Origin of the sequence: Ralstonia sp. R-29 (assembly GCF_049913345.1) — a bacterium.
GTDB lineage: Bacteria > Pseudomonadota > Gammaproteobacteria > Burkholderiales > Burkholderiaceae > Ralstonia.
This window is the reverse complement of record NZ_CP184378.1, coordinates 1,747,459-1,770,697: the sequence shown is the minus strand read 5'-3', so window position 1 is coordinate 1,770,697 and position 23,239 is coordinate 1,747,459. Positions and strand designations below refer to the sequence as shown.

Sequence of the window (23,239 nt, the reverse complement as noted above, 5' to 3'; positions counted from 1 at the left end):
CCAGTGGATCGGGTGAGCGCACTAGCTCATGCAGCCGGCACGCCATTCAACCGGAAAAACGCCACCGCCCGGCTCAGTTGCTGGCCCTGCCCTTCCAGTGAAGTCGACGCAGCGGCGGCCTGCTCAACCAGCGCGGCATTCTCTTGGGTGACTTGATCCATCTGCGTCACCGCCTGGTTGATCTGTTCAATACCGCGGCTCTGCTCCACCGAGGCGGCGGCAATCTCGCCCATGATGTCCGTCACGCGGCCCACGGCCTGGGTGACTTCAGCCATGGTCTTGCCGGCGCTCTCGGCCAGGGCGGAGCCGTTCTGGATCTTCTCCACCGAGGTACTGATCAGGTCTTTGATTTCCTTGGCAGCGCTGGACGAGCGCTGCGCCAGGCTACGCACTTCACTGGCCACCACGGCAAAGCCCCGGCCCTGTTCGCCCGCGCGGGCCGCTTCAACGGCGGCGTTCAACGCGAGGATGTTGGTCTGGAAGGCAATGCCTTCGATGATGCCGGTGATCTCCGCCACCTTGGCCGAGCTGTCGCGGATATCGGTCATGGTGCTCACCACATTGCCCACAACGCTGCTGCCGCGTTGTGCGATGTCGGACGCATCGGCGGCCAGCGTGCAGGCCTGTTGCGCGTTGTCGGCGTTCTGCTTCACGGTGGAGGTCAGCTCTTCCATGCTGGACGCTGTTTCCTGCAGCGACGAGGCTTGCTGCTCGGTGCGCGAAGACAAGTCTTGATTGCCGCTAGCGATCTGCCCTACGTCGCTGGCAATGCCATGCGCCGCCTGGCGGACCTGGTCGATCAATTGCACAAGGCTGGTCTGCATGTCCGCCATGGAGGCGAGGATGCTGCCGCGCGGTGCGGCCTGCCCGCCCGGCACGGGGCTCAGGTCGCCCGAGGCAACGCGGCGCGTGATGGCGCTCAGTGCGTCCGGCTCGGCACCCAATGCACGTGTGAGGCCCCGGGTGATGAGGAACGCCGCCACAATCGCACCCAGCACGGTCACCAGGCAGATGCCGATCAGCAGCGCGCGTTGAAACGCGTAGCGCTCCGCTGCCTCTCGCTCCATCTCGTGCGCGCGCTGGTGGGTGTAGTCGCTATAGGCGTTGGTTGCCTTGATGAGCGCGGCAAGCAGCGGGCGGCATTGCGTGTTCATCATCTCAATGGAGGCTTCACGCTTGCCTGTCAGCGCGGCGTTGACGATGGCCAGTGCCACGGGGCCGTATTGACTCTCCACACGGTCGATCTCGCCGATCAGGTTGCGGGCTTGGTCATTGCCGTCGTGCGCGGCGGCGATCTTGTCCTTGAGCTCGCGCAGGCGCGCTTGCACGTCTTCATGCGCCTGCGTGACGGCGGCTTTTTCCATCTCGGTGTCCGCGGCTGTGGTCACCAGCACTAGGTTGCGCGCGGCGATGGCGCGGCGATCCACGGCGGTGCGCACCTGTTCAGCCAGGGCCGCGCGTGCATTGATGCCGCTCACATACTCGGCAAAGCGGTCGTTGGCCGCGCTCAGTGATTGGACGGCCAGGCCAGAAACCAGCAGGACGAGCCCCGCGAGCAAGCCGAAGGCCATGGTGAGCTTGGCGCGCACCGTCAAGTGTTGGAAGTTCATGTGGTGGTTCCCCGTTCGTCCGGCGTTGATATTGTTGTGTTGGGGCGGCGGCGCCGGAGTGGCCGCGCCAGGAAGTTGCATCGGCAGAAATCGACTGGGCTATAGCAAGCCCGGCGGTCAAAACGTTTGCGTAGGGGTTTTGGAGCGCGGCGCGGGCCGGATGATGTGCTCGCGCGTCAACCCGCGCGCCCTCACGTGCATTTGGCGCCGCCCCTCATCCGACAAACTTATAATGACGACCGGCCAGCCACCGCGCACAAAACTTGCGCCGCACACGCAGTGGCGCTGCCAAGCCCTTTTTGCCCACACCATGCCCTACCGCTTCCGCCTGCTCTCCGTTTCGTGCGCGATTGCCGCCTTGTCGGCGTGCAGTTCCGCGCCCACGCCGCTCTATCAGCAAGAGCAGTTCGATGCGGCGGCCAGCCCCTACGCGCGCACCTTCCATGCACGGTCGGATGCCACCTGCGAAGCCGCGCGCCGGGCGTTGCTGAGCCAGGGCTATGTGTCGACCTCGCCGCGTGCAGACACCATCGACGGCAGCAAGAACTTCCAGCCGAGCAACGATTCGCACGTGGTGATCTCGTTCCATATCGTGTGTGCAGACGCCAATACCGATGGCACGTCCAGCACGGCCTACGTGAACGCGGTGCAAGACCGCTACTCACTCAAGAAGACGAGCACATCGGCCAGCGTGGGCTTGAGCATTCTGGGTTCGGTGTCGCTGCCCATTGGCTCAGGCGACGATTCAATGGTGAAGGTGGCCAGCGAGACGATTCCAGCCGGGGTGTTCTACGAGCGTTACTTCAACCTGGTCGACCACTTTTTGAAGATCGACCCCGCACGCCAGGACCGCAAGGTGGCCAAGGCGGCGGAGAAGGAACACGTGGCACCGCTGCCCGAACCCGCGCCCACACCGCAGGGCGAGCCGATGAAGATGACCACGCCCGTGGTGCCGACGCCGGCCGCGCCGCCTGTGCCGGTGGTGGCACCCCCGGCACCCGCATCAACGCCGGCTGCGGCGCCTGTTGCGACACCTGCAGCGCCCGTTACCCCTGCAGCGCCAGCGTCCGCACCGGCGGCCACACCACCCGCGCAGGAGCCGAAAACCCACACCGAGCCCGCCCCCGCCCCCGCCTCCGCACCGGCCGCCACGACCGGCGGCGCCAACTGAACAACGGCTGGCGCGCTCGGTCAGCTCGACGGCGCCAGACCGGCCATCAGTTCATCCACCCATGCCATGAACGCACGCAGCTTTGCGCTGACATGCCGGTTGGGCGGGTACACCAGGTACATCGGCATGGGGGGAACGTGCCAATCGGTGAACAGCGGGATCAGTTCGCCACGCGCCACGTGCGCGTCCGCCATGTAGCGCGGCAACCAAAACACACCCGCGCCTGCCAGACCGGCCGCCTCGTAAGCGTTGCCATCATCCAGCGCGGCCATGTACCGCGCCCGCACATCGATACGTTCGCCATCGCGCTGCAGGCTCAGCGGGATGACCTTGCCGCTGCGGGCACTGAGAAAACCGACCATGCGGTGGTGCGTATGCTCAAGGTCGCTGGGCTGCGTGGGCGTGCCGGCCTGCTCCAGATAACGCGGCGCAGCGTAGGCGCCCAGCAATAGCTCCCCAACGCGACGTGCCTGCAGCGAGGAATCGGCCAGCTCGCCGCCACGCAGCACGCAATCCACGTTGTCGCCAATCACATCCACCATGCGGTCGCTCACGCCAATGTGCAGCTGGATGTCGGGATAGCGCGCATGGAACGCCGGCAGCGCAGGCGCCAGGACGAGGCGCGCGAATGGGGTCGGCACATCCACGCGCAAGCGCCCCCGAGGCGTGGCGGACGCGGAAGACAGGCTGGTGTCGGCGTCTTCCAGATCAGCCAACAAGCGTACGGCGCGTTCGTAATAGGCGGCGCCATCGGGCGTGACATTGACCTGCCGGGTCGTGCGGTTCAGCAGCTTGATGCGCAGATGCGCCTCCAACTGCTGCACCAGCTGGGTGACCGTGGTTTTGCTGATCTGCAGCGTCTGGGCGGCTTTGGTAAAGCTGCCCGCCTCCACCACGCGGGTGAACGCTTGTAGCGCATCAAAACGGTCCACGTCGGCTCCTCTGCCCGAAAGATTGTTTGGAAACACCAAACGGTGATTGTAGGCATGGGCGGTTTATCGCTGGGGCATGAATGTCTACAGTGCCGGTGGCTGCGCAGCCATCCATTGACCCATCCTCCCCATGCAAGGAAGTGATTCATGTCTGCACGCGATGTTGTGTTTCCGGCCGCGCGCCAAGCCCTGTATGAGCAGAACCGCTATTCGCCGGCCATCCGCTCCAATGGTTTTCTGTTTGTGTCGGGCCAGGTGGGCAGCCAGCCCGATGGCTCGCCCGAGCCCGATCTGCAGAAGCAGGTCAGGCTGGCGTTTGAGAATCTGCATGCCATCCTGTCCGCCGCTGGCTGCACGTTCCAGGATGTGATCGATGTCACGGTCTTCGTCGTCAACCCCGAGACGCAGTTCGAGCCGATCTGGAAGGTGGTCGGCGAGCATTGGGGCGATGCGCCCTACCCAACGCTCACCGGCATCGGCGTGACGTGGCTTTACGGCTTTCAGTTTGAGATCAAGGTGATCGCCAAGCTGCCTGAGTTGGCGAAGTGAAGTGCTTGCTGCGGGCCAGCGAATTCACTGGCGACAAATAAGAAAGCCGCCTGCGCGGCGGCTTGTCCGAAGGAACAACGCATTCAAAGCGCTTCCAGCATCTGCAGTGTTTCCGGATGCTTCTCCACCAGCTTGATGAGCACCGCCGCTTGCGTATTCGGTTTAGCGGTGCCTTGCTCCCAGTTCTGGTACGTCCGCACGTTCACGCGCAACCGGCGCGCCATAACGGCCTGCGAGGCACGGGCTGCGGCACGGACTGCCTTGATCTCGTCCGCACTCACATTCACCGGCTCCGGTGCACGCACTTTGACCTTGCGCAGGGTCGTCTTTCCTTCGCGTTCTGCGGCGAGGGCATCCATGCCCTCTGTCAGTTCTTCAAACAGATTCCGTTTCATCGCCCGCTCCTCGCCTTAACTTCGCGTTCGAGCAACTGCGCGAGCACTTTGCGCTCATCGCTGGAAAGATCGCTCGCTTCGTCCTTGTCATAGACGGCAAACATCCAAAATTGCCCACCTGTATCCCAGTAGTAGTAGATGACGCGCAAGCCGCCGCGTTTGCCTTTGCCGCGCCGTTTGTCCGAAAACCGGATCTTGCGCAACCCGCCAGTGCCTTTGATCACATCACCAGCATTTGGCTGAGCGAGCAGCGTGTACTGAAGCGCTCGGTACTCGTCATCCGAAAGATAGTGCTCTCGCAGCCGCTGAAACGGCGGCAACTCTATAAACGTGGCTTCCATGATGCCACAAACTATACGTTTATTGCGTATAGTTTCAATTGCCTGGATTCTGATTTCAGACCCGCATCGCGCCAACACCGCGCGGGCGATGGCAAGCGAGATGGCATGCACCGCCCGCGTGTGAGACAGTGGAAACCCCCAACAGCGGCAATCGGCAACCGTCTCGCCCATCAGGCCGAGCCCATGCAACACGGACGCTTGATGCGGTGTGGAAGGTGACAGATGCCGGCGCCCCCTTCAGGAGACACGCATGGTCAGCAAAAACACGATCTGCCTGTGGTACGACCGCGACGCACTCGACGCGGCCAACTTTTACGCAGCCACCTTTCCCGACAGTAAAGTCACGGCCGTGCACCGCGCGCCTGGCGACTACCCCGCCGGCCACGAGGGAGATGTGCTGACGGTGGAGTTCACCGTGGCGGGCATCCACTGCCTGGGGCTGAATGGCGGCCCGCAGTTCAAGCACAGCGAAGCGTTTTCGTTTCAGATCGCAACGGACGATCAGGCCGAGACCGATCGGCTGTGGAATGCCATCGTCAGCAACGGCGGGCAGGAAAGCGCGTGCGGCTGGTGCAAGGACAAGTGGGGGCTGTCGTGGCAGATCACGCCGCGCGCACTCACCGCGGCATTTACCGACCCGGACCGCGCAGCAGCCAAGCGCGCATTCGACGCGATGATGACGATGACCAAGATCGATATCGCCACGATTGAGGCAGCGCGGCGCGGGTGAGCACGGGTCCGATGCTCCGGCCCGGGCTTAGAGCCGCTAACAAAACTGTCCTGGCTAGGCGTGCCGACGCAGACAGTACAAGCAGTACGGCAAGGAGGCGCAACGACGCCAGGGCGGTTTTGTTAGCGGCTCTTATTGCAGAGCCGGGCGCGGCACCGACGCACGAAACCGATGCGCAAGCGTGTGATAGAACGACGGCGTCAGCACCTTCGATAGCTGGCTGGAAAGCAACGCCACGGCCATGAGTGGCAGCACCATCTCGTGGCCGTCGATCATCTCCATCACGATCACGAATGAGGTGATGGGCGATTGCGTGACCGCCGCCAGATAGCCCACCATGCACAGCGCGGCAAGACTGGGCAGCGGTATGGCCGATGTGACGAGCGACATGACGTTGCCAAGCCCAGCACCAATTGCCAGCGACGGCGCAAAGATGCCGCCGGGAATGCCCGACAGGTAAGACGCGATGAGCGCGGCAAACTTGAGCACGGCGTAGAACGGCGACAGCGCTTGATGCGTCTCCAACAGGCCGCGCGCTTCTGCATAGCCGCTGCCGAATGTGGTGCCGCCCGAGGCCAATCCCACCACGGCAATGGCCACGCCGCACAGAAAGGCAAACCATACGGGCCGCACCTGTCGCAGCGCCATGAGCGGCGCGGGCATCCAGCGCGGCAGGTTGAGCAGCAGCCAGGCAAACGCCCCGCCCGCTACACCGCAGAGCAGGCTGGCGCCAATCACAAGCGGGATCAGCGCCGGATGAAATTGCCCGATGGCCTGGATGCGCCCGAAGTACAGGTAATTGCCTTGCAAGCCCAGCGCGACCACGCCTGAAAAAATGATGGCGGTGATGAGCGTGCCGCTGTTGCGCGCCACAAAGCTGCGCGTGAGTTCTTCAATGGCAAACACCACGCCGGCCAGTGGCGTGTTGAACGCAGCCGCAAGCCCCGCTGCCGCACCCGCGAGGGCGAGTTGCCGTTCGATGTGTTGGCTGCTGCGGCGATAGCCGCGCCGCATGGCGTACATGAGCGACGCGCCAATCTGCACCGTGGGGCCCTCTCTGCCGATCGTAAAGCCGCAGAGGATGCCGAGGAACGAGACCACGATCTTGCCAGCCATGATGCGCAGCGAAAGCAGCGAACTCGCAAGGCGTCCGTCTTCGAGCGTTGCAATTACCTGCGGAATGCCACTGCCCTCGGCACCGCGAAAGAACCGCCGCGTGAGCCAGATGGCAAGCGCTGCACCCAGCGGCGTGATGACCAGCGGCAGCCAAAACGCATGCGACGCCATGTTGCGAAAGAGTTCGAAGCCCAAGTCGATCAGCTTCGCATAGGCCACGGACACCAACCCCACCAGAACGGCCCCGAGCCAAAAGATGCCGTAGTTGGTCCACAGTCTCCTGGCGCGCCGCACTGAGCTGTCGGCGATGTGGAGCGGAGAAAACATGGCGTTGGCGCGGCGGTTTGTGAGGCCGACAGTATAGGACTTGACCGTCCTCGATCCGCTCGCCCGCTTCCAAGCAACGCCGGACTTTCGATGCCCTTGCATCCGAATCGATCATTGGAACAATCCGGCCGCGTGTGGGAGGCGCGGCGCGGTCATTTCTGCGCCTGTGCAACGTCCCCCGGGCTCCCTGGGTTCTGGCGCGAGTCATACCCGGTGAAGTACCAGTGGCCGTCGCTGCCGAGTTGAAAACTCACCTTCTCGTAGACGACGCGTCCGTCGGCCAGCTGGCTTGCATAGTCGACGTTCGCATACAGACCGTCCGGGATGTCCTTGACATGCGTGTAGGTCAGCCGCGTGACCGACGCCCAGCCGCGCTGGCTGACGGTGCCGACCGACTTGCGCGCTTGCGTCAGCCCGCTGGCAAAGCGCTCTGGCGTATAAAACCCGCGCACAAATGGTGCGGTCTGCTGCCAGAGCGCGGTGTAGTCGCCCGCATCGATCTTCTTGAGCACGAGCGCGGCGTTGCCGACCAGTTCGTCTGCGGAATCTCCGGCTTGCGCGCCGTGCGCAAGCACAGAAGCCGTAGCAAGGGCACACACCGCAGCGATCCTGAAAGCCCCGTTAACACGTTTCATCAACCACCCTCCATCTGGTCTGTCTGGCCTGTCTGGTTATTGCGCGGGTTTTGCCGGTGCAAAGGTCTCGCACTGCGGGTCGGCCCACCGAGTCTTGGTAACGCGGTTGTCGTCGTCAAATTGAATTTGGTATTGGCACGTGACAGGCTTGTCTGCGCCGCGGAAGTGGAACAGGTAGTTCCACACGCGCACCCGAAACACGCTCTCGTGAAAGTGCGGTACGCCAATCAACTCATAGACCTGTCCCTTGCTCATGCCGGGTTCGACCATGCGCAGATGGTCGACGTTGGGGAACGAGCCTTCGGGCGTCATCGCCGTATCCGTCTTGGGGAATGCCGTGTCGGTTGGACCGGCGCACCCGGTAAGGGCAGAGAAGGCGGCGAAGCAAAAGAGCGTTGCAATGCTGGCGGAGAATGCGCGCTTGTTCATATCAAGAATCCGAAAGAGGTCACGTTGCAGTCGTGCGGCGGGCCGTGTGGTGGGCCACTTGGCAAACGGCCCACCGGCTCACATCACCATTGATACCCGGCACCGACCACCGCGCCATACGTGCCGCGTGTGTTGGTAGAGACGGCAGCCTTGTAGATCCAGCGGTTGTTTTCCGACACGGTCGAGATGCCAAGCGCCTGGCCCGATTGGCCGTTGTACACACTGCCGGCCACCGCCACCATGCTCTTGCCCGGGCCGGTTGGTTGGGGCAGGCCCGCCAAGGCCATCGCCATGGCAGTACCGCCGTCAGCATCGTGCCGGTAGGAATCGATGCTGTTGCGCAACCCTGCGACTTGGTTGTCGGTGTAGCTGTTAGCCTGAGTGACTGCGTTGTTCAACTGCGATACGTTGACGGCATCGGTGGGTGCCGTGCCGGCAGCCACGTTGATCACCTGGCGCGACAGGGTCGTGGTGCCCACCGAGACGACATCGGTACGGCCACCGTCGTTGCTGCCCGCGCCAATGGCCGTCGACCCGCTGCCCGTGGCGACCGCGCCCGTGCCGACGGCCGTGGTGTTGTTGCCCGTGGCCTGCGAGCTGTTGCCCAGCGCCGTGCTGTTGCTGCCCGATGCCACCGCGCCCGTGCCGCCCACCGACGAGTTGGGGCCAGGTGTGGCCGGCGGCGTGTTGTTGGTGGTGCCGTTGGGCGAGGTGGAGGTGAACGTGCCGCCGTTGTTGTTGATGAACGTGGTCAGCTGCTGCTGCACCGCCTGCAACTGCGACACGTTGACCGCATCGCTACCAAGGCGGCCCGCTGCCACCCCCGTGATCTGGCGGTTGCCGACGTTGAGTTCACCCGAAGACGTTTGCGGCGCCGTCAAACCGAATGCCAGGTAGTTGGTCAGCGCGCCCACCGTGGTGAGCGAGCCAGCGCCCAGCGCAACACTGTTGGCGAACGTTGCGTTCGCCCCTGAACCCAGTGCCATCGCATCGACGGCGTTGCTCTTGGCGCCCGAGCCGATGGCAATGCCACCCGCCAAGCTGGCATTGGCGTTGGCGCCTTGCGCGATGGACTGCGCGCCGTTGGCGGTCGACCCGCTGCCCAGCGCAATTGCATCCGCCTGGCCCGAGGTGGAAGACTGGCCGATGGCGATGCCGCCCGGCGCGGTTTGCTGGACGATCGCGCCGTTGCCGATACCCACACCGTTGTCGCCATTCACCACCGTGGTCGGGCCCACCGCCACGGACTGCGAACCCACCGCCAGCGAATCCGCCGCCGTCGAATTGGCGTGGAAGTACAGCGTGGGCGTGACCGCGAACGACTGCAGCGCGCCCGTCAACTGGCGGATCGTTGCGGCATCGTGCTGGCCCGTGCCGTCTGCCACGTTGGTCAACTGGCGATACGTGTTGCCCGCAGCGCTGCCAAACGACACGGCGCCCAGCAGCGTCCCATCGGACGTGTTGAACGGCACGGCGTGGCTGCCCGCCGGAATCGAGCCCGTGCCCGAGGCAACGGCTCGATCGGAAACCGAACCCGAGCCGATCGCCACACCGCCCACGACCGACACCGTCGACAGCGAACCCAGCGCCAGCGCGTTGTTTGTTTGCGCCTGGGCACCATTGCCGGCCGCCAGGCTAGTCGCGCCACCCGCAACCGCAAGCGGCCCGATGGCAACGCTGTCCGTGCCGGTAGCCTGGCTGTCGGCTGCCGTTGAATTGGCGTGGAAATACTTGATGCCCCCACCGTTCTGGATGCTGTTGATCGTGTTGCCCAGGTTGGTGACGTTCTGGTTGGTCGTGAAGAGCTGCGAGCCATTCACGGCGTCCGTGCTGGTGGCATTCAACGCGCCGGGCGCCACGTTGGTAACGACGTTCGGCCCCGTGCCGCCGTGGTTGGCGCTGAAGGCACCCGTGCCGCCGTTGGCGGTGGGGTCCCACAGCAGCGCGTCATTCTTGGTTTGCGTCAGCTCTGTTTGCACCGACTGCAACTGGCTCACGTTGACGGCGTCCGTCGCTGCGGAGCCCGCTGCCACATTCGTGACGCGCCGCTCGTTGCCGGCCGAGCCCACCGAGACCTCACCCACCGGCGCGGTGCCCGCCAGCGCTGCCGTGCCGGGGTTGTAGGCAGCGGCCCCCAGGTTGGCGGCAGTCGTCGCATTGGCGCCGAGGGCGACGGAGTTTGCCGCCGTCGCATGCGCATTGCTGCCCAGGGCGAGCGCATTGGCGCCGCTCGCCTGCGCACCATTGCCGGTTGCGATGCTGTTCGTGCCGCTGGCCACCGCGAGCGGCCCCACCGCTACGCTGTCCGTGCCAGTGGCCTGACTATCCGCTGCCGTGGAGTTGGCGTGGAAGTACTTGATACCTGCGCCGCTCTGGATGTTGTTGACCGTCGTGGAGATGCCATCCACCGCCTGATTGGTCGCAAAGAGCTGTGAGCCGTTGACGGCATCGGTGCTGGAATTGCTCAGGCGCCCAGCGGCCACGTTGGTGATCTGACGTTCCGCACCAAGCGCGCCGACGCTCACCACGCTAGTCGGGTTCGTCCCCGCAAAGCTGCGCGTGGCGCCGGCAATGACTGCGCTCGCCGTCGGGTTGGATGCAGCGGTGACAGAGCCGGAGCCGAGTGCCACATCGCCAGCATTGGTCGCCCGTGCAGTCGCGCCCAGCGCCAGCGCGTTGGCGGCTTGTGCCTGCGCGCCATTGCCCGTCGCAACGCTGTTCGCCCCGCTGGCCACCGCGAGCGGCCCGACGGCCACGCTGTCCGTCCCAGTGGCCTGACTATCCGCTGCTGTGGAGTTGGCGTGGAAGTATTTGATCCCTGCGCCGCTCTGGATGTTGTTGACCGTGGTGGAGATGCCATCCACCGCCTGATTGGTCGCGAACAACTGCGAGCCGTTGACCGCATCCGTGCTGGAATTGCTCAGGCGCCCAGCCGCCACGTTGGTGATCTGACGTTCCGCACCGACCGCACCGACGCTCACCACGCTGGACGGGTTCGTCCCCGCAAAGTTGTGCGTCACACCGGCAACCACCGCGCTCCCTGTCGGGTTGGATGCGGCGGTGACGGAGCCGGAGCCGAGTGCTACATCGCCGGCGTTGGTTGCCCGTGCAGTCGCGCCCAGCGCCAGCGCGTTGGCGGCTTGTGCCTGCGCGCCGTTGCCCGTAGCCACGCTGTTCGCCCCACTGGCCAGCGCGAGCGGCCCGACAGCCACGCTGTCCGTGCCAGTGGCCTGGCTGTCGGCCGCCGTGGAGTTGGCGTGGAAGTATTTGATGCCTGCGCCGTTCTGGATGTTGTTGACCGTGGTCGAGACACCATCGATGGCTTGGTTGGTCGCGAAGAGTTGCGAGCCGTTGACCGCATCGGTGCTCGAATTGCTGAGTCGGCCTGCGGCGACATTCGTGATCTGGCGTTCGGACCCGAGCGCGCCGACGCTCACCACGCTGGTCGGGTTCGTCCCCGCAAAGCTGCGCGTGGTGCCGGCAATGACTGCGCTCGCCGTCGGGTTGGATGCAGCGGTGACGGAGCCGGAACCGAGTGCCACATCGCCGGCATTGGTTGCTGTTGCGGTCGCACCCAATGCCAGCGCATTGGTAGCTTGTGCCTGCGCGCCGTTGCCCGTTGCTACGCTGTTCGCTCCACTAGCCACCGCGAGCGGCCCCACCGCCACACTGTCCGTACCGGTCGCCTGGCTATCCGCCGCCGTGGAATTGGCGTGAAAGTACTTGATGCCTGCGCCGTTCTGGATGTTGTTGATGGTGGTGAAGATGCCGTCCACCGCCTGGTTGGTCGCAAACAACTGTGAGCCGTTGACCGCATCGGTCGAGCTGCCGCTAAGCCGTCCGGCTGCGACGTTCTGAATCTGCCGCGGCGCGGCGGCCGAGCCGACACTGACGACGTCGCCCGCCGCCGGCGTACCGCCCGCGAAGGTGCGGGTCGCCCCTGCGATCACCGCGTTTGGCGTCTGCACTGCGGCCGACACGGTGGACGCATTGCCGAGGACGACCGCACCGTCCAGGCCGCCGGCCACCGTCACACCGTTGCCAACGACGAACGCGTTGTTCGCATTGATCGTGTTGTTGTTACCGAGCGAATACGAACCCGAGCCCGTGATGGTGCTCGGATCGCCGATTGCCCCAGAATTCGCCCCGCTGACGACGTTGTTTGTGCCAATGCTCACGCTGTTGGTGCCCGTAGCCCGCGCCCCCAGACCCATCGCAACGGCGTTCGTGCCGGATGCCACCGCGTTGTTTCCGATGGCGGTGCCTGATACACCCGACGCCGTTGCGCCGCTGCCCATGGCAGTTGCACCACTTTGAGAAGCCACCGACGCGTTGCCCACCGCCACGCCAAAACCGCCCGCGGCCGTCGACTGAACGCCGATGGCGATTGATCCGGTGGCGGATGCCTTGGCGTTCAGGCCGACCGAGGTGGTGCCGTTTGCTGTGACGCCGATGCCCGCGTTCGTGCCGATCGCAACGTTGTCGTTGCCGGATACCAAGTTGCCCGCAGAAGCGGCCAGCGTACCGTCATACGTGACCGTGCCGTCGCCCGTGCCGAACGCGACGTTGCGCGTGCCGGTGACGCCAGACCCCGCGCCGCGCATCGCGCTCGCGATACCGCCGCCGACTGCGGTGTTCTGCGCGCCACTCACGAGCGTGCCGGTGGCGATACCGACGGCGACCGAGCCGGTGTTGCCGGTAGTTGAGCCGGCGCCAGCCCCCTGACCCGCCGCAACGGTGCCGTCGCCGATAGCGAGCGCCTGCCCGCCGATTGCAAGTGCCGTGTTGCCGCTGGCTTTTGCGCCGTTACCGACGGCAGTGGCGGCTGCATTGGTTGCCTGCGCGTTTGTGCCAAGCGCGACGGCGTTGGCTGCGGTTGCCTTGGCCAAGGCGCCAAGGGCAATCGCCGAAGTACCGCTGGCAGCCGCTTGCACGCCCACGCCAATGGCCGAGGTGGCGTTCGCAGTGACATCGGTCCCGATGGCGATCGTGGAGTCGGCAGTTGCACCGGTACCCGGAGCGGTGCGTGCACCCACGTTGATGGAATTTGTCCCGGAGGCAATAGATTGGAAGCCGACTGCCACTCCGTTAAGCCCCGTACTGTTGGCGCCATAACCGACGGCCGTGGCCCCGCCTTGCGTGGCGTTCGACATGAAGCCGACGCATGTCGTGCTGCCGCTGTAAAAGTTGTACGGGGCCGTAGAGCAGTTCGCCTGCGCCAGCGCCTCTTCCGGCACCGCCGCGCCAAAGACGGCCACCGCCGCCGCGATGAGCGTCATGGCGCCCACGAACGTGTTCAGGCGGGTGCGCCGCACGACCGTGCCGCCTTTCCCCCGCGCCCGATCCAGTTCGGAGGCTGCAACCCACGCACCCAACGCTTCATTCCAAATTGTCTTATATGACTTGTTCATATGGATTCCGTCGCATTTAAGAAAGCATTCAGAAAATCAGATGGATTGCGCCATTTCGCATACAAGAAAGACGAGCGTGCCCAGGGCGCCCAGGCATATCGCTGGTTCCCGATTGATTGGTGCCGCCAGAAAATCAATGACTGATAACCCACCGGTTTATTCAAGGCGCAGTTATCCACCGCTCCTGACAGGAGCGTTTTCGATATGGCAATGGATAAAACTGGCCTGTTTGACCGGCTTATTCAGGGGTCAACAGCTTGGCCCGGTTGAGGCCGGTATTTCAGGGTGGATTGAAAGGCCAGTGATTGGCCACATGAAGCGCAGGAGGCGCGTGCAGGGGCGGGCAACCGCGTCGACGGTCAAGTCGACAAACGTTTGCCCGAGCGTAATGGCTCGTACTAGGCATGGCTACCGCACTCCCGGCAGATCGTTTTTTTACTGATGGGGACGCACTATCTCAAGCACATCACCCGTGTCGATGTGCGGGGGCAGAGATGCGTGCAGAGGGACTTCACATTCAAAAGAAAAGTAGTCGAAACTCACCACCATGTCTAGAACATAAGGACTAGAACTCGTCGGTTTTTACAATTGACATACCGGATGTTTTGTATTCTTAATGAGAGCTTACTGGCGCACGGAATATTGTCGTTTTGATGACAACAATCTCAACGATGCTCAATAAATCCATGCACATGAAATGGTTAATCATGCGCATTGTGGATTTAAAACCAATGCCGACAAAAAAAGTCAGGAGAAAAGCGAGCCCGCCGGCCACGGGCACACGCTGACCGAAGTCTGCTTGAGTACGCAAAACTGCGGCCGCAGATGGCCGCGTGTGAGCGCCTACCCCGCCTGCAACCGCCGCCAGAGCGTGGTCTTGCTGATACCCAACGCGGCACACACCGCATCGCGATCCCCACCATGCGCAGCCAGCGTAGCGCGAATCTCCTCCGCTTCCACACCACGGCTGCGTTCGCGCAGGGTCTGCGGGCCCTTCTTGCCGCGCGCCGGCTGCGCAAACACTTCGGGCGCGATCATGCGCAACACCTCTTGGGAGATGGCGCCGGCCTCGTCCGTATCGGCCAGCTCCACGGCGATGCGTTCGATCACGCTTTGCAGCTCGCGCACGTTGCCGGGCCACGCGTAGTGCCGCAGCGGGTCCGCAATGGCAGCCAGCAGGTGGCTGGCGATGTCGGTGTCCGGAATGCGCAGCAGCAGGCGTGGCTCGCGGCGGGCGGCCTGCACGAGCAACTCGGCGGCCAGGGGCATTACGTCGTCAGTGCGCTCGCGCAACGGCGGCAACGCGATGCTGAGGATGTTGAGGCGGTAGTACAGATCCGCGCGGAAGGTGCCGGCTTCCACCGCATCGGTCAGCGCGCGGTGCGTGGCGGCGACGACGCGGATGTCGACACGCGTGGGTTCGGTCGAGCCCAGCCGCACCACCTCACGCTCCTGCAGCACGCGCAGCAGGCGGCTTTGCAGCGGCAGCGGCATCTCGCCAATCTCATCTAGGAAGAGCGTGCCCCGGTGCGCGGCTTCGATCAGCCCAGCCTTGCCGCCCTTGCGCGCGCCGGTGAACGCGCCTTCTTCATAGCCGAAGAGTTCGCTCTCCAGCAGCGCCTCGGGAAACGCGCCGCAGTTGATGGCGACAAACGAAAAGTCACGCCGCGCGCTCAGCTCATGCATGCTCTGCGCGACCATCTCCTTGCCGGTACCGGATTCGCCCAGCACCAGCACGGTGGCATCGGACTTGGCATAACGACGCACCAGCGTGCGCACGCGCTCCATGGGCGCGGATTCGCCCACCAGGTCATCCAGCCGATAACGCGCACTGAACTGCTGCGGGCGCTGGCGCGAGCGCAACGTGCGGTCGAGCCGCTCCACCGCACGCGATTCCTGAAAGGTGAACACGGTGCCCTCTGCCGCGCCCATGCCCGCCAGCGGCCCCCGATGGATGACGTAGCTCACGCCGCGCACCGTGCCCAGCGTGTCGCCATCGGTATCGGGCAGCAGGCCGAGCAGGTTGGGCGCAATGCTCAGCAGCGGATGCCCGATCGCCTGCTTGGCATCAATGCCGAGTGCGGTAGCAAGCCGTTCATTCAGCGCTTCCACGCGGCCCTGTGCATCCAGCGCGACCACGCCATCGCGCAGATGCTGCAGCAGGTTGTCCAGACGCTGGCGGCGCTGCGCTTCGCGGCGGGTGGCCTGCACGACTTCCAGTGCGGTATCGAACGCGGCGCGCACGGAATCGCGCGAGTACAAGAACACCGTCTGCATGCCGGCCTGCGCCGCAAGGTCTGTCACCAGGCCGGGGCCGACAACGGCACCCACACCCCGGTCGCGCAGATCCAGCACACAACTCTCCGCATCCTGGCGCGACGCGTACGAAGCGAACACCACGTCCATGTTGTACGCGGCGACAAAGCGGCGCACCTCGTCGGGCGTGTCGCCATGCGTGACAAGCGCGACGGATTTCGTCTCCGCAGACGCGCGGCGGGCACGTGCCAACGCATGCATCACGTCAAAGCCGGTCGGGTTGATGACGACCACTGGCAAGGACAAACGCGGCTTGAGGTACGCCCCGTTGGAGCCGCCCGCCACCACCACGTCGGGACGCTGGGAACCTGCCGCGTCGATCTCGCGCACGATGTCTTCAAAGCCGCGCGTGATGACGCGCAACTCGGCGCGATCGTTGTATTCGGCGGCAATGTCGAGGAACAGATCGCTCAGGCGGCTGATGCCGCACGCCCAGATGCGCGGGCGGTCTGCCAGGGATGGGAGATCGGGTGTGGGACTCATGATCCAAGCATTATGCGCCGCGCATTTCCTCATTGAAATTGAAATTTCATTTCTGAAATGAGGTGGCGCTGGGCGGCAAGCGCACTTCCATACAAATCAACGGGTTACGGGCGATGCGACGGGTGGCCCGCTTCCTGCTCTAAGGGTTCATTCTTTGTGGAGCACGCATGAGCACAACCAAACGTCAGCCCGTCAGCGCGGGCGCCAAGTTCCGCCAGGCAGTCGCCGAATCGCAAGCCCAAGGTCAGCCACTGCAAGTGGTCGGCGCCATTACGGCCTACGCCGCCAAGATGGCCGAGCAGACCGGCTTCAAGGCCGTGTACCTGTCGGGTGGCGGCGTGGCCGCCAACTCCCTGGGCATTCCGGACCTGGGCATCAGCACGATGGAAGACGTGCTGATCGACGCCCGCCGCATCACCGACGCCGTGCAGATCCCGTTGATGGTCGACATCGACACCGGCTGGGGCGGCGCGTTCAACATCGCGCGTACGGTCCGCTCGTTCATCAAGGCAGGCGTGGGCGCCGTGCACCTGGAAGACCAGGTCGGCCAGAAGCGCTGCGGCCATCGCCCAGGCAAGGAAGTCGTGCCCGCCGACGAAATGGTCGACCGCGTGAAGGCCGCCGTGGACGCCCGCACCGATGACGACTTCGTCATCATGGCCCGTACTGACGCGGCCGCCGTCGAAGGCATCGACGCCGCCATCGAGCGCGCCGTGGCCTACGTGGAAGCCGGCGCGGACATGATCTTCCCCGAAGCCATGAAGACGCTGGACGACTACCGCCGCTTCAAGGCTGCCGTGAAGGTGCCCATCCTGGCCAACCTGACCGAGTTCGGCAGCACGCCGCTGTTCACCACGCAAGAGCTTGCCAGCGCCAACGTGGACATCGCGCTGTACTGCTGCGGCGCGTATCGCGCAATGAACGCAGCGGCACTCAACTTCTATCAGGTGTTGATGCGCGACGGCACGCAAAAGGCCGCTGTGGAAACCATGCAGACCCGCGCAGACCTGTACCAATACCTCGGCTACCACGCGTACGAAGACAAGCTGGACGCGCTGTTTTCTGCACAACACGCCGCCCAGAAATAACGCCTACAACATTCCACGCATCCAAGGAGACCATCACCATGAGCGAAGCCGATAACAGCACGCCGAACGCAGGCGCATTCAAGCCGAAGAAGTCCGTGGCCCTGTCGGGCGTGACGGCGGGCAACACCGCACTGTGTACCGTCGGCCGCACCGGCAACGACCTGCACTACCGCGGCTACGACATCCTCGACCTGGCTGCCGCGTGCGAGTTTGAAGAAGTCGCCCACCTGCTGGTGCACGGCAAGCTGCCCAACAAGGCTGAACTGACTGCCTACAAAGCCAAGCTGAAGGCCCTGCGCGGCCTGCCCGCCAACGTGAAGGCCGCACTGGAATGGGTGCCCGCCTCCGCCCACCCGATGGACGTGATGCGCACGGGCGTGTCGGTGCTCGGCACCGTACTGCCCGAGAAGGACGACCACGCCACCCCCGGCGCGCGCGACATCGCCGACCGCCTGATGGCCAGCCTCGGCTCGATGCTGCTGTACTGGTACCACTACAGCCACAACGGCAAGCGCATCGAAGTCGAAACGGATGACGACTCCATCGGCGGCCACTTCCTGCACCTGCTGCACGGCGTCGAGCCGCCCAAGTCGTGGGTCGACGCGATGCACGTGTCGCTCAACCTGTACGCCGAGCACGAATTCAACGCCTCCACGTTCACGGGCCGCGTGATTGCCGGCACGGGTTCGGACATCTACTCGGCCATCACCGGCGCCATCGGTGCACTGCGTGGCCCGAAGCATGGCGGCGCCAATGAAGTGGCGTTCGAGATTCAGAAGCGCTACGACACGCCGGACGAAGCCGAGGCCGACATCCGCCGCCGCGTCGAAGCCAAGGAAGTCGTGATCGGCTTCGGCCACCCGGTGTACACCGTGTCCGACCCGCGCAACAAGGTCATCAAGGAAGTGGCGAAGAAGCTGTCGAAGGAAGCGTCCAACACCAAGATGTTCGACATTGCCGAGCGCCTGGAAACCGTGATGTGGGACGTCAAGAAGATGTTCCCCAACCTCGACTGGTTCAGCGCCGTGTCGTACCACATGATGGGCGTGCCCACCGCGATGTTCACGCCGCTGTTCGTGATTGCACGTACGTCGGGCTGGGCCGCACACATCATCGAGCAACGCATCGACAACAAGATCATCCGCCCGAGCGCCAACTACACCGGCCCCGAAGATCTGAAGTTCGTGCCGATCAGCAAGCGCGCGTAAGACAACAAGAAAGAAGAGAAGAGAAGAACGTCAACACCAACCGCCAGACGGTTTGGCCGTTGACGTTCCTGCCCTTGATGGCGCCTTGAATTTCTGTCAGCGGGCGGAAAAAAGAGGGGAAACTGTCTGAGCGCAGCGAGTTTTTCCCCTCTCCGCCCGGTGACATAAATTCAAGGGGAAGTCGCCATCTCGGGCGCGCCTTTCTTTGCTTACTTTCTTTGGCAAGACAAAGAAAGTGAGTCAGCCCCGGCAGGGGATGAAACAAGGGATGTACCACCATCATGAACACCACCCACCGCAAACCCCTCCCCGGCACAACGCTCGATTATTTCGACGCCCGTGAAGCCGTAGAAGCCATCCAACCCGGCGCCTACGACAAGCTGCCGTACACCTCGCGCGTACTCGCCGAGAATCTGGTCCGCCGCTGCGACCCCGCAACGCTCACCGCATCACTCAAGCAACTGATCGAGCGCAAACGCGACCTCGACTTCCCCTGGTTCCCCGCCCGCGTGGTCTGCCACGACATCCTCGGCCAAACCGCCCTGGTAGACCTAGCCGGCCTGCGTGACGCCATCGCCGACCAAGGCGGCGACCCCGCCAAGGTCAACCCGGTGGTGCCCGTGCAACTCATCGTCGACCACTCCCTCGCAGTGGAATGCGGCGGCTTCGACCCCGACGCCTTCGCCAAGAACCGCGCCATTGAAGACCGCCGCAACGAAGACCGCTTCCACTTCATCGACTGGACCAAGCTCGCGTTCAAGAACGTCGACGTGATCCCCGCAGGCAACGGCATCATGCACCAGATCAATCTGGAGAAGATGTCGCCGGTCATCCAGGCGCACGACGGCGTGGCCTACCCCGACACCTGCGTCGGCACGGATAGCCACACGCCACACGTGGATGCACTCGGCGTGATCGCCATCGGCGTGGGCGGGCTGGAAGCTGAAAACGTGATGCTCGGCCGCGCCTCGTGGATGCGCCTGCCGGACATCGTCGGCGTGGAACTGACGGGCCAACGCCAGCCCGGCATCACCGCCACCGACATCGTGCTGGCCCTGACCGAATTCCTGCGCAAGCAGAAGGTGGTGGGTGCCTACCTGGAGTTCTACGGTGAAGGCGCATCGAAGCTCACGCTGGGCGACCGCGCCACCATCTCCAACATGGCCCCCGAGTACGGCGCCACGGCCGCCATGTTCTCGATCGACGACAACACGCTCGACTACCTGCGCCTGACCGGCCGTAGCGACGAGCAGGTCAAGCTGGTCGAAACGTATGCCAAGACCGCCGGCCTGTGGTCCGACACGCTCAAGCATGCGGAGTACGAACGCGTGCTGCGCTTCGATCTGTCGAGCGTGGTGCGCAACATGGCCGGCCCGTCGAACCCGCACGCCCGTGTGGCCACGGCCGACCTGGCCGCCAAGGGCATCGCCGGCAAGTGGGAAGAAACGCCTGGGCAGATGCCGGACGGCGCGGTCATCATCGCCGCCATCACCAGCTGCACCAACACCAGCAACCCGCGCAACGTGATTGCCGCCGCGCTGCTGGCACGCAACGCCAACCGCCTAGGCCTGACGCGCAAGCCGTGGGTCAAGAGCTCGCTGGCGCCCGGATCCAAGGCCGTGGAGTTGTATCTGGAAGACGCTGGGCTGAAGGCGGAGTTGGAAAAGCTCGGCTTCGGCATCGTCGCGTTTGCGTGCACCACCTGCAACGGCATGAGCGGCGCGCTGGACCCGAAGATCCAGCAAGAGATCATCGACCGGGACCTGTACGCCACCGCCGTGCTGTCGGGCAACCGCAACTTCGATGGCCGCATCCACCCGTACGCCAAGCAGGCGTTCCTCGCCTCGCCGCCGCTGGTGGTGGCTTATGCGATTGCCGGCACGGTGCGCTTCGACATCGAACGCGACAGCTTCGGCACCGATGCCAACGGCAAGCCCATCCTGCTGAAAGACCTGTGGCCGACCGATGAAGAGATCGACGCCATCGTGCGCGCCTCGGTCAAGCCGGAGCAATTCCGCAAGGTCTACATCCCGATGTTCGAGCAGCGCAGCGCGGCTGTTGCCAACGTGAGCCCGCTGTACGACTGGCGCCCGCAGAGCACCTACATCCGCCGCCCGCCGTACTGGGAAGGCGCACTGGCGGGCGAGCGCACGCTCAAGGGTCTGCGTCCGCTGGCGGTGCTGGGCGACAACATCACGACCGACCACCTCTCGCCGTCCAACGCCATCCTGGCGAGCAGCGCCGCCGGTGAATACCTCGCCAAGATGGGCCTGCCGGAAGAGGACTTCAACTCGTACGCCACGCACCGCGGCGACCACCTGACCGCGCAGCGCGCGACGTTCGCCAACCCCACGCTCATCAACGAGATGGCCGTGGTGGATGGAAAAGTGCAAAAGGGTTCGCTGGCGCGCATCGAGCCCGAGGGCAAGGTCACGCGCATGTGGGAAGCGATCGAGACCTACATGGACCGCAAGCAGCCGCTGATCGTGATTGCCGGTGCCGACTACGGCCAAGGCAGCTCGCGCGACTGGGCCGCCAAGGGTGTGCGCCTGGCCGGTGTGGAAGTCATCGTGGCCGAAGGCTTCGAGCGCATCCACCGCACCAACCTGATCGGCATGGGCGTGCTGCCGCTGGAGTTCAAGCCGGGCACCACGCGCCTGACCTTGGGCATCGACGGCACCGAAACCTATGACGTGATCGGCGCGCGCCAACCGCGTGCGGACCTCACGCTGGTGATCCATCGCAAGAACGGCGAACGCGTGGAAGTGCCCGTCACGTGCCGTCTGGACAGCGATGAGGAAGTCTCGATCTACGAAGCGGGCGGCGTGCTGCAGCGCTTTGCACAGGACTTCCTGGAATCGAACAAGGAGGCTGCATGAGCCATCCCGCGCAGATCAAGATTCCCGCCACGTACATCCGTGGCGGCACCAGCAAGGGCGTGTTCTTCCGTCTGCAGGATTTGCCGCCGGCCGCGCAGCAACCGGGCGCGGCCCGCGATGCGCTGCTCATGCGCGTGATCGGCAGCCCCGACCCGTACGGCAAGCAGATCGACGGCATGGGCGGCGCCACCTCGAGCACCAGCAAGACGGTGATCCTCAGCAAGAGCACGCGCCCAGACCATGACGTGGACTACCTGTTCGGCCAGGTCTCCATCGATAAGCCGTTTGTGGATTGGTCGGGCAACTGCGGCAACCTGTCCGCCGCTGTCGGCCCGTTCGCCATCAGCAACGGCCTAGTGGATGCGAGCCGTGTTCCGCAAAACGGTACCGCCATCGTGCGCATCTGGCAGGCCAACATCGGCAAGACCATCATTGCGCACGTGCCCATCACCAACGGCGCGGTGCAGGAAACCGGCGACTTTGAACTGGACGGCGTGACCTTCCCAGCTGCGGAAGTGCAGCTCGAATTCCTCGACCCGGCAGCGGAGGAAGACGGTGACGGCGGCGGCGCAATGTTCCCCACCGGCAACCTCGTCGATGACCTGGACGTGCCCGGCGTGGGCGCACTCAAGGCGACGATGATCAACGCCGGCATCCCCACGATCTTCATCAACGCGGAGGCCATCGGCTACACCGGCACCGAGTTGCAGGACGCCATCAACGGCGATGCGAAGGCGCTGGCGATGTTCGAGACTATCCGCGCGCACGGTGCGGTGCGCATGGGGCTCATCAAGAGCATCGACGAGGCCGCCACGCGGCAGCACACGCCCAAGGTGGCCTTCGTGGCACCGCCGAAGGCGTATGTGTCCTCCAGCGGCAAGAGGGTTGGCGCGGGCGATGTGGACCTGCTGGTGCGTGCGCTCTCCATGGGCAAGCTGCACCATGCCATGATGGGGACGGCGGCCGTGGCCATCGGCACGGCAGCGGCCATTCCGGGCACGCTGGTCAACCTCGCGGCCGGCGGCGGCGAGCGCAACGCGGTGCGCTTCGGGCATCCGTCCGGCACGCTGCGCGTGGGCGCGGAAGCCAAGCTGGTCGACGGCGAATGGACCGTCACCAAGGCCATCATGAGCCGCAGCGCGCGTGTGCTGATGGAAGGCTGGGTGCGCGTGCCGGGCTGACGATCCGTACGCTGAGCAAACAAAAACCGCCGCATCCGGGCAGAAACCGGCAGCGGCGGTTTTGTCGTTTCTAGCGTTCAGTTGGCGCCAGTGTTCTTCATGCCCAGCACGTCAATCGGTGCAATCTCCGGCGGCGAGGCCAGCAGTTCCGCCGCGTTGGCCATCAGCGCTTTGGCAATCGGGCCATCGAGGTGCGCTTGGCGATCCTCCTCGCTGGCAAACGCATCAAAGATGCCGAACACGTTGGGCGCAATGCGCAACGCAAACCAGATGGGGGTGGTGGCCTCTTGATTGGCCATCTGCAGGCCGGCCGCGAGAAAGTCGGCCACGGCCTGCTCCTTGCCCGGCTTGGCGATGAGCCGGGCAAATAGTGCGTGCTTGATCATCTTGGGTCTCCGGATGCCGCGCAGGGGTCGGCGCGGACAGAAGAGCATTACA

General features: G+C 64.4%; 18 protein-coding genes and 1 pseudogene. 8 read left to right on the top strand and 11 right to left on the bottom strand.

All coding sequences use genetic code 11. The annotated features are described in order from the left end of the window. Nucleotides 1–29 precede the first annotated feature (29 nt). A pseudogene (locus ACN9M1_RS25125) lies at nucleotides 30–1,610 on the bottom strand (methyl-accepting chemotaxis protein); the annotation flags it as partial. 310 nt (nucleotides 1,611–1,920) lie between these two features. On the opposite strand from ACN9M1_RS25125, the gene ACN9M1_RS25120 reads away from it, so the two are divergent. Further along, the gene (locus ACN9M1_RS25120; RefSeq protein ID WP_426399572.1) at nucleotides 1,921–2,781 is read left to right on the top strand and encodes a DUF2242 domain-containing protein; all 861 of its coding nucleotides are present in this window, start codon (nucleotides 1,921–1,923) and stop codon (nucleotides 2,779–2,781) included. Nucleotides 2,782–2,801: 20 nt separating this feature from the next. On the opposite strand, the gene ACN9M1_RS25115 is transcribed toward ACN9M1_RS25120, so the two are convergent. Further along, a complete protein-coding gene (locus tag ACN9M1_RS25115) occupies nucleotides 2,802–3,713 on the bottom strand; it encodes a LysR substrate-binding domain-containing protein (RefSeq protein ID WP_426399571.1) in 912 nt (303 codons plus the stop codon). A 147-nt stretch (nucleotides 3,714–3,860) separates the two neighbouring features. Here ACN9M1_RS25115 and ACN9M1_RS25110 point away from each other — a divergent pair, with 147 nt between their 5' ends. Then, a complete protein-coding gene (locus ACN9M1_RS25110; RefSeq protein ID WP_426399570.1) occupies nucleotides 3,861–4,262 on the top strand; it encodes a RidA family protein in 402 nt (133 codons plus the stop codon). A gap of 83 nt (nucleotides 4,263–4,345) precedes the next feature. Here ACN9M1_RS25110 and ACN9M1_RS25105 read toward each other — a convergent pair whose 3' ends face one another. After that, on the bottom strand, nucleotides 4,346–4,657 hold the full coding sequence (locus tag ACN9M1_RS25105) for a helix-turn-helix domain-containing protein (protein WP_426399569.1): 312 nt from the start codon (nucleotides 4,655–4,657) through the stop codon (nucleotides 4,346–4,348). Continuing rightward, nucleotides 4,654–4,998, bottom strand: coding sequence for a toxin (locus tag ACN9M1_RS25100; RefSeq protein WP_426399568.1), 345 nt, complete (start codon nucleotides 4,996–4,998; stop codon nucleotides 4,654–4,656). Before ACN9M1_RS25100 ends, ACN9M1_RS25105 begins: the two co-directional genes overlap by 4 nt. Nucleotides 4,999–5,248: 250 nt before the next feature. On the opposite strand from ACN9M1_RS25100, the gene ACN9M1_RS25095 reads away from it, so the two are divergent. Then, complete coding sequence (locus ACN9M1_RS25095; protein WP_426399567.1) at nucleotides 5,249–5,728, top strand: VOC family protein; 480 nt, start codon at nucleotides 5,249–5,251, stop codon at nucleotides 5,726–5,728. 132 nt (nucleotides 5,729–5,860) lie between these two features. Here ACN9M1_RS25095 and ACN9M1_RS25090 read toward each other — a convergent pair whose 3' ends face one another. The 4 genes from ACN9M1_RS25090 to ACN9M1_RS25075 all read right to left on the bottom strand — a co-directional run bounded on the left by ACN9M1_RS25090 (nucleotide 5,861) and on the right by ACN9M1_RS25075 (nucleotide 13,646). Further along, nucleotides 5,861–7,171, bottom strand: coding sequence for a chloride channel protein (locus tag ACN9M1_RS25090; RefSeq protein WP_426399566.1), 1,311 nt, complete (start codon nucleotides 7,169–7,171; stop codon nucleotides 5,861–5,863). A gap of 152 nt (nucleotides 7,172–7,323) precedes the next feature. Then, complete coding sequence (locus tag ACN9M1_RS25085) at nucleotides 7,324–7,770, bottom strand: DUF4019 domain-containing protein (protein ID WP_426399565.1); 447 nt, start codon at nucleotides 7,768–7,770, stop codon at nucleotides 7,324–7,326. A gap of 72 nt (nucleotides 7,771–7,842) precedes the next feature. Next, a complete protein-coding gene (locus ACN9M1_RS25080; RefSeq protein ID WP_426399564.1) occupies nucleotides 7,843–8,235 on the bottom strand; it encodes an outer membrane protein assembly factor BamE in 393 nt (130 codons plus the stop codon). 83 nt (nucleotides 8,236–8,318) lie between these two features. Then, nucleotides 8,319–13,646, bottom strand: a complete 5,328-nt coding sequence (locus ACN9M1_RS25075; protein ID WP_426399563.1) for a YadA-like family protein — start codon at nucleotides 13,644–13,646, stop codon at nucleotides 8,319–8,321. On the opposite strand from ACN9M1_RS25075, the gene ACN9M1_RS25070 reads away from it, so the two are divergent. After that, the gene (locus ACN9M1_RS25070) at nucleotides 13,647–13,790 is read left to right on the top strand and encodes a hypothetical protein (protein ID WP_426399562.1); all 144 of its coding nucleotides are present in this window, start codon (nucleotides 13,647–13,649) and stop codon (nucleotides 13,788–13,790) included. A 699-nt stretch (nucleotides 13,791–14,489) separates the two neighbouring features. On the opposite strand, the gene prpR is transcribed toward ACN9M1_RS25070, so the two are convergent. Next, a complete protein-coding gene (gene prpR, locus ACN9M1_RS25065) occupies nucleotides 14,490–16,445 on the bottom strand; it encodes a propionate catabolism operon regulatory protein PrpR (protein WP_426399561.1) in 1,956 nt (651 codons plus the stop codon). A 167-nt stretch (nucleotides 16,446–16,612) separates the two neighbouring features. On the opposite strand from prpR, the gene prpB reads away from it, so the two are divergent. Both prpB and prpC read left to right on the top strand, forming a co-directional pair. Next, on the top strand, nucleotides 16,613–17,533 hold the full coding sequence (prpB, locus tag ACN9M1_RS25060; protein ID WP_426399560.1) for a methylisocitrate lyase: 921 nt from the start codon (nucleotides 16,613–16,615) through the stop codon (nucleotides 17,531–17,533). Between the two features lie 38 nt (nucleotides 17,534–17,571). After that, nucleotides 17,572–18,741 carry a bifunctional 2-methylcitrate synthase/citrate synthase gene (gene prpC, locus ACN9M1_RS25055; RefSeq protein WP_426399559.1) on the top strand — a complete coding sequence of 390 codons (1,170 nt, stop codon included), beginning with the start codon at nucleotides 17,572–17,574 and terminating at the stop codon, nucleotides 18,739–18,741. On the opposite strand, the gene ACN9M1_RS25050 is transcribed toward prpC, so the two are convergent. Continuing rightward, entirely contained in the window at nucleotides 18,725–19,024 is a 300-nt protein-coding gene (locus tag ACN9M1_RS25050) for a hypothetical protein (protein WP_426399558.1), read from the bottom strand. The two genes, prpC and ACN9M1_RS25050, sit on opposite strands and share 17 nt — an antisense overlap. Here ACN9M1_RS25050 and acnD point away from each other — a divergent pair. After that, nucleotides 19,023–21,620 (top strand): Fe/S-dependent 2-methylisocitrate dehydratase AcnD, encoded by a 2,598-nt coding sequence (gene acnD / locus ACN9M1_RS25045; protein WP_426399557.1) that lies wholly within the window; start codon nucleotides 19,023–19,025, stop codon nucleotides 21,618–21,620. The genes ACN9M1_RS25050 and acnD overlap by 2 nt on opposite strands. Continuing rightward, nucleotides 21,617–22,801: a 2-methylaconitate cis-trans isomerase PrpF gene (gene prpF, locus ACN9M1_RS25040; protein ID WP_426399556.1), complete on the top strand. Its 1,185-nt coding sequence runs from the start codon at nucleotides 21,617–21,619 to the stop codon at nucleotides 22,799–22,801. Before acnD ends, prpF begins: the two co-directional genes overlap by 4 nt. Before the next feature lie 77 nt (nucleotides 22,802–22,878). Here the strand turns inward: prpF and ACN9M1_RS25035 are convergent, their stop codons facing one another. Beyond that, nucleotides 22,879–23,187: a putative quinol monooxygenase gene (locus ACN9M1_RS25035; protein ID WP_426399555.1), complete on the bottom strand. Its 309-nt coding sequence runs from the start codon at nucleotides 23,185–23,187 to the stop codon at nucleotides 22,879–22,881. Nucleotides 23,188–23,239 lie beyond the last annotated feature (52 nt).

Bases quoted from the DNA above. Each gene is read 5' to 3' on its own strand.
- ACN9M1_RS25120 (WP_426399572.1), top strand. From the start codon at position 1,921: ATGCCCTACCGCTTCCGCCTGCTCTCCGTTTCGTGCGCGATTGCCGCC.
- ACN9M1_RS25110 (WP_426399570.1), top strand. From the start codon at position 3,861: ATGTCTGCACGCGATGTTGTGTTTCCGGCCGCGCGCCAAGCCCTGTAT.
- ACN9M1_RS25105 (WP_426399569.1), bottom strand. From the start codon at position 4,657: ATGAAACGGAATCTGTTTGAAGAACTGACAGAGGGCATGGATGCCCTC.
- ACN9M1_RS25100 (WP_426399568.1), bottom strand. From the start codon at position 4,998: ATGGAAGCCACGTTTATAGAGTTGCCGCCGTTTCAGCGGCTGCGAGAG.
- ACN9M1_RS25095 (WP_426399567.1), top strand. From the start codon at position 5,249: ATGGTCAGCAAAAACACGATCTGCCTGTGGTACGACCGCGACGCACTC.
- ACN9M1_RS25090 (WP_426399566.1), bottom strand. From the start codon at position 7,171: ATGTTTTCTCCGCTCCACATCGCCGACAGCTCAGTGCGGCGCGCCAGG.
- ACN9M1_RS25080 (WP_426399564.1), bottom strand. From the start codon at position 8,235: ATGAACAAGCGCGCATTCTCCGCCAGCATTGCAACGCTCTTTTGCTTC.
- ACN9M1_RS25075 (WP_426399563.1), bottom strand. From the start codon at position 13,646: ATGAACAAGTCATATAAGACAATTTGGAATGAAGCGTTGGGTGCGTGG.
- ACN9M1_RS25070 (WP_426399562.1), top strand. From the start codon at position 13,647: ATGGATTCCGTCGCATTTAAGAAAGCATTCAGAAAATCAGATGGATTG.
- prpR (WP_426399561.1), bottom strand. From the start codon at position 16,445: ATGAGTCCCACACCCGATCTCCCATCCCTGGCAGACCGCCCGCGCATC.
- prpB (WP_426399560.1), top strand. From the start codon at position 16,613: ATGAGCACAACCAAACGTCAGCCCGTCAGCGCGGGCGCCAAGTTCCGC.
- prpC (WP_426399559.1), top strand. From the start codon at position 17,572: ATGAGCGAAGCCGATAACAGCACGCCGAACGCAGGCGCATTCAAGCCG.
- acnD (WP_426399557.1), top strand. From the start codon at position 19,023: ATGAACACCACCCACCGCAAACCCCTCCCCGGCACAACGCTCGATTAT.
- ACN9M1_RS25050 (WP_426399558.1), bottom strand. From the start codon at position 19,024: ATGATGGTGGTACATCCCTTGTTTCATCCCCTGCCGGGGCTGACTCAC.
- prpF (WP_426399556.1), top strand. From the start codon at position 21,617: ATGAGCCATCCCGCGCAGATCAAGATTCCCGCCACGTACATCCGTGGC.
- ACN9M1_RS25035 (WP_426399555.1), bottom strand. From the start codon at position 23,187: ATGATCAAGCACGCACTATTTGCCCGGCTCATCGCCAAGCCGGGCAAG.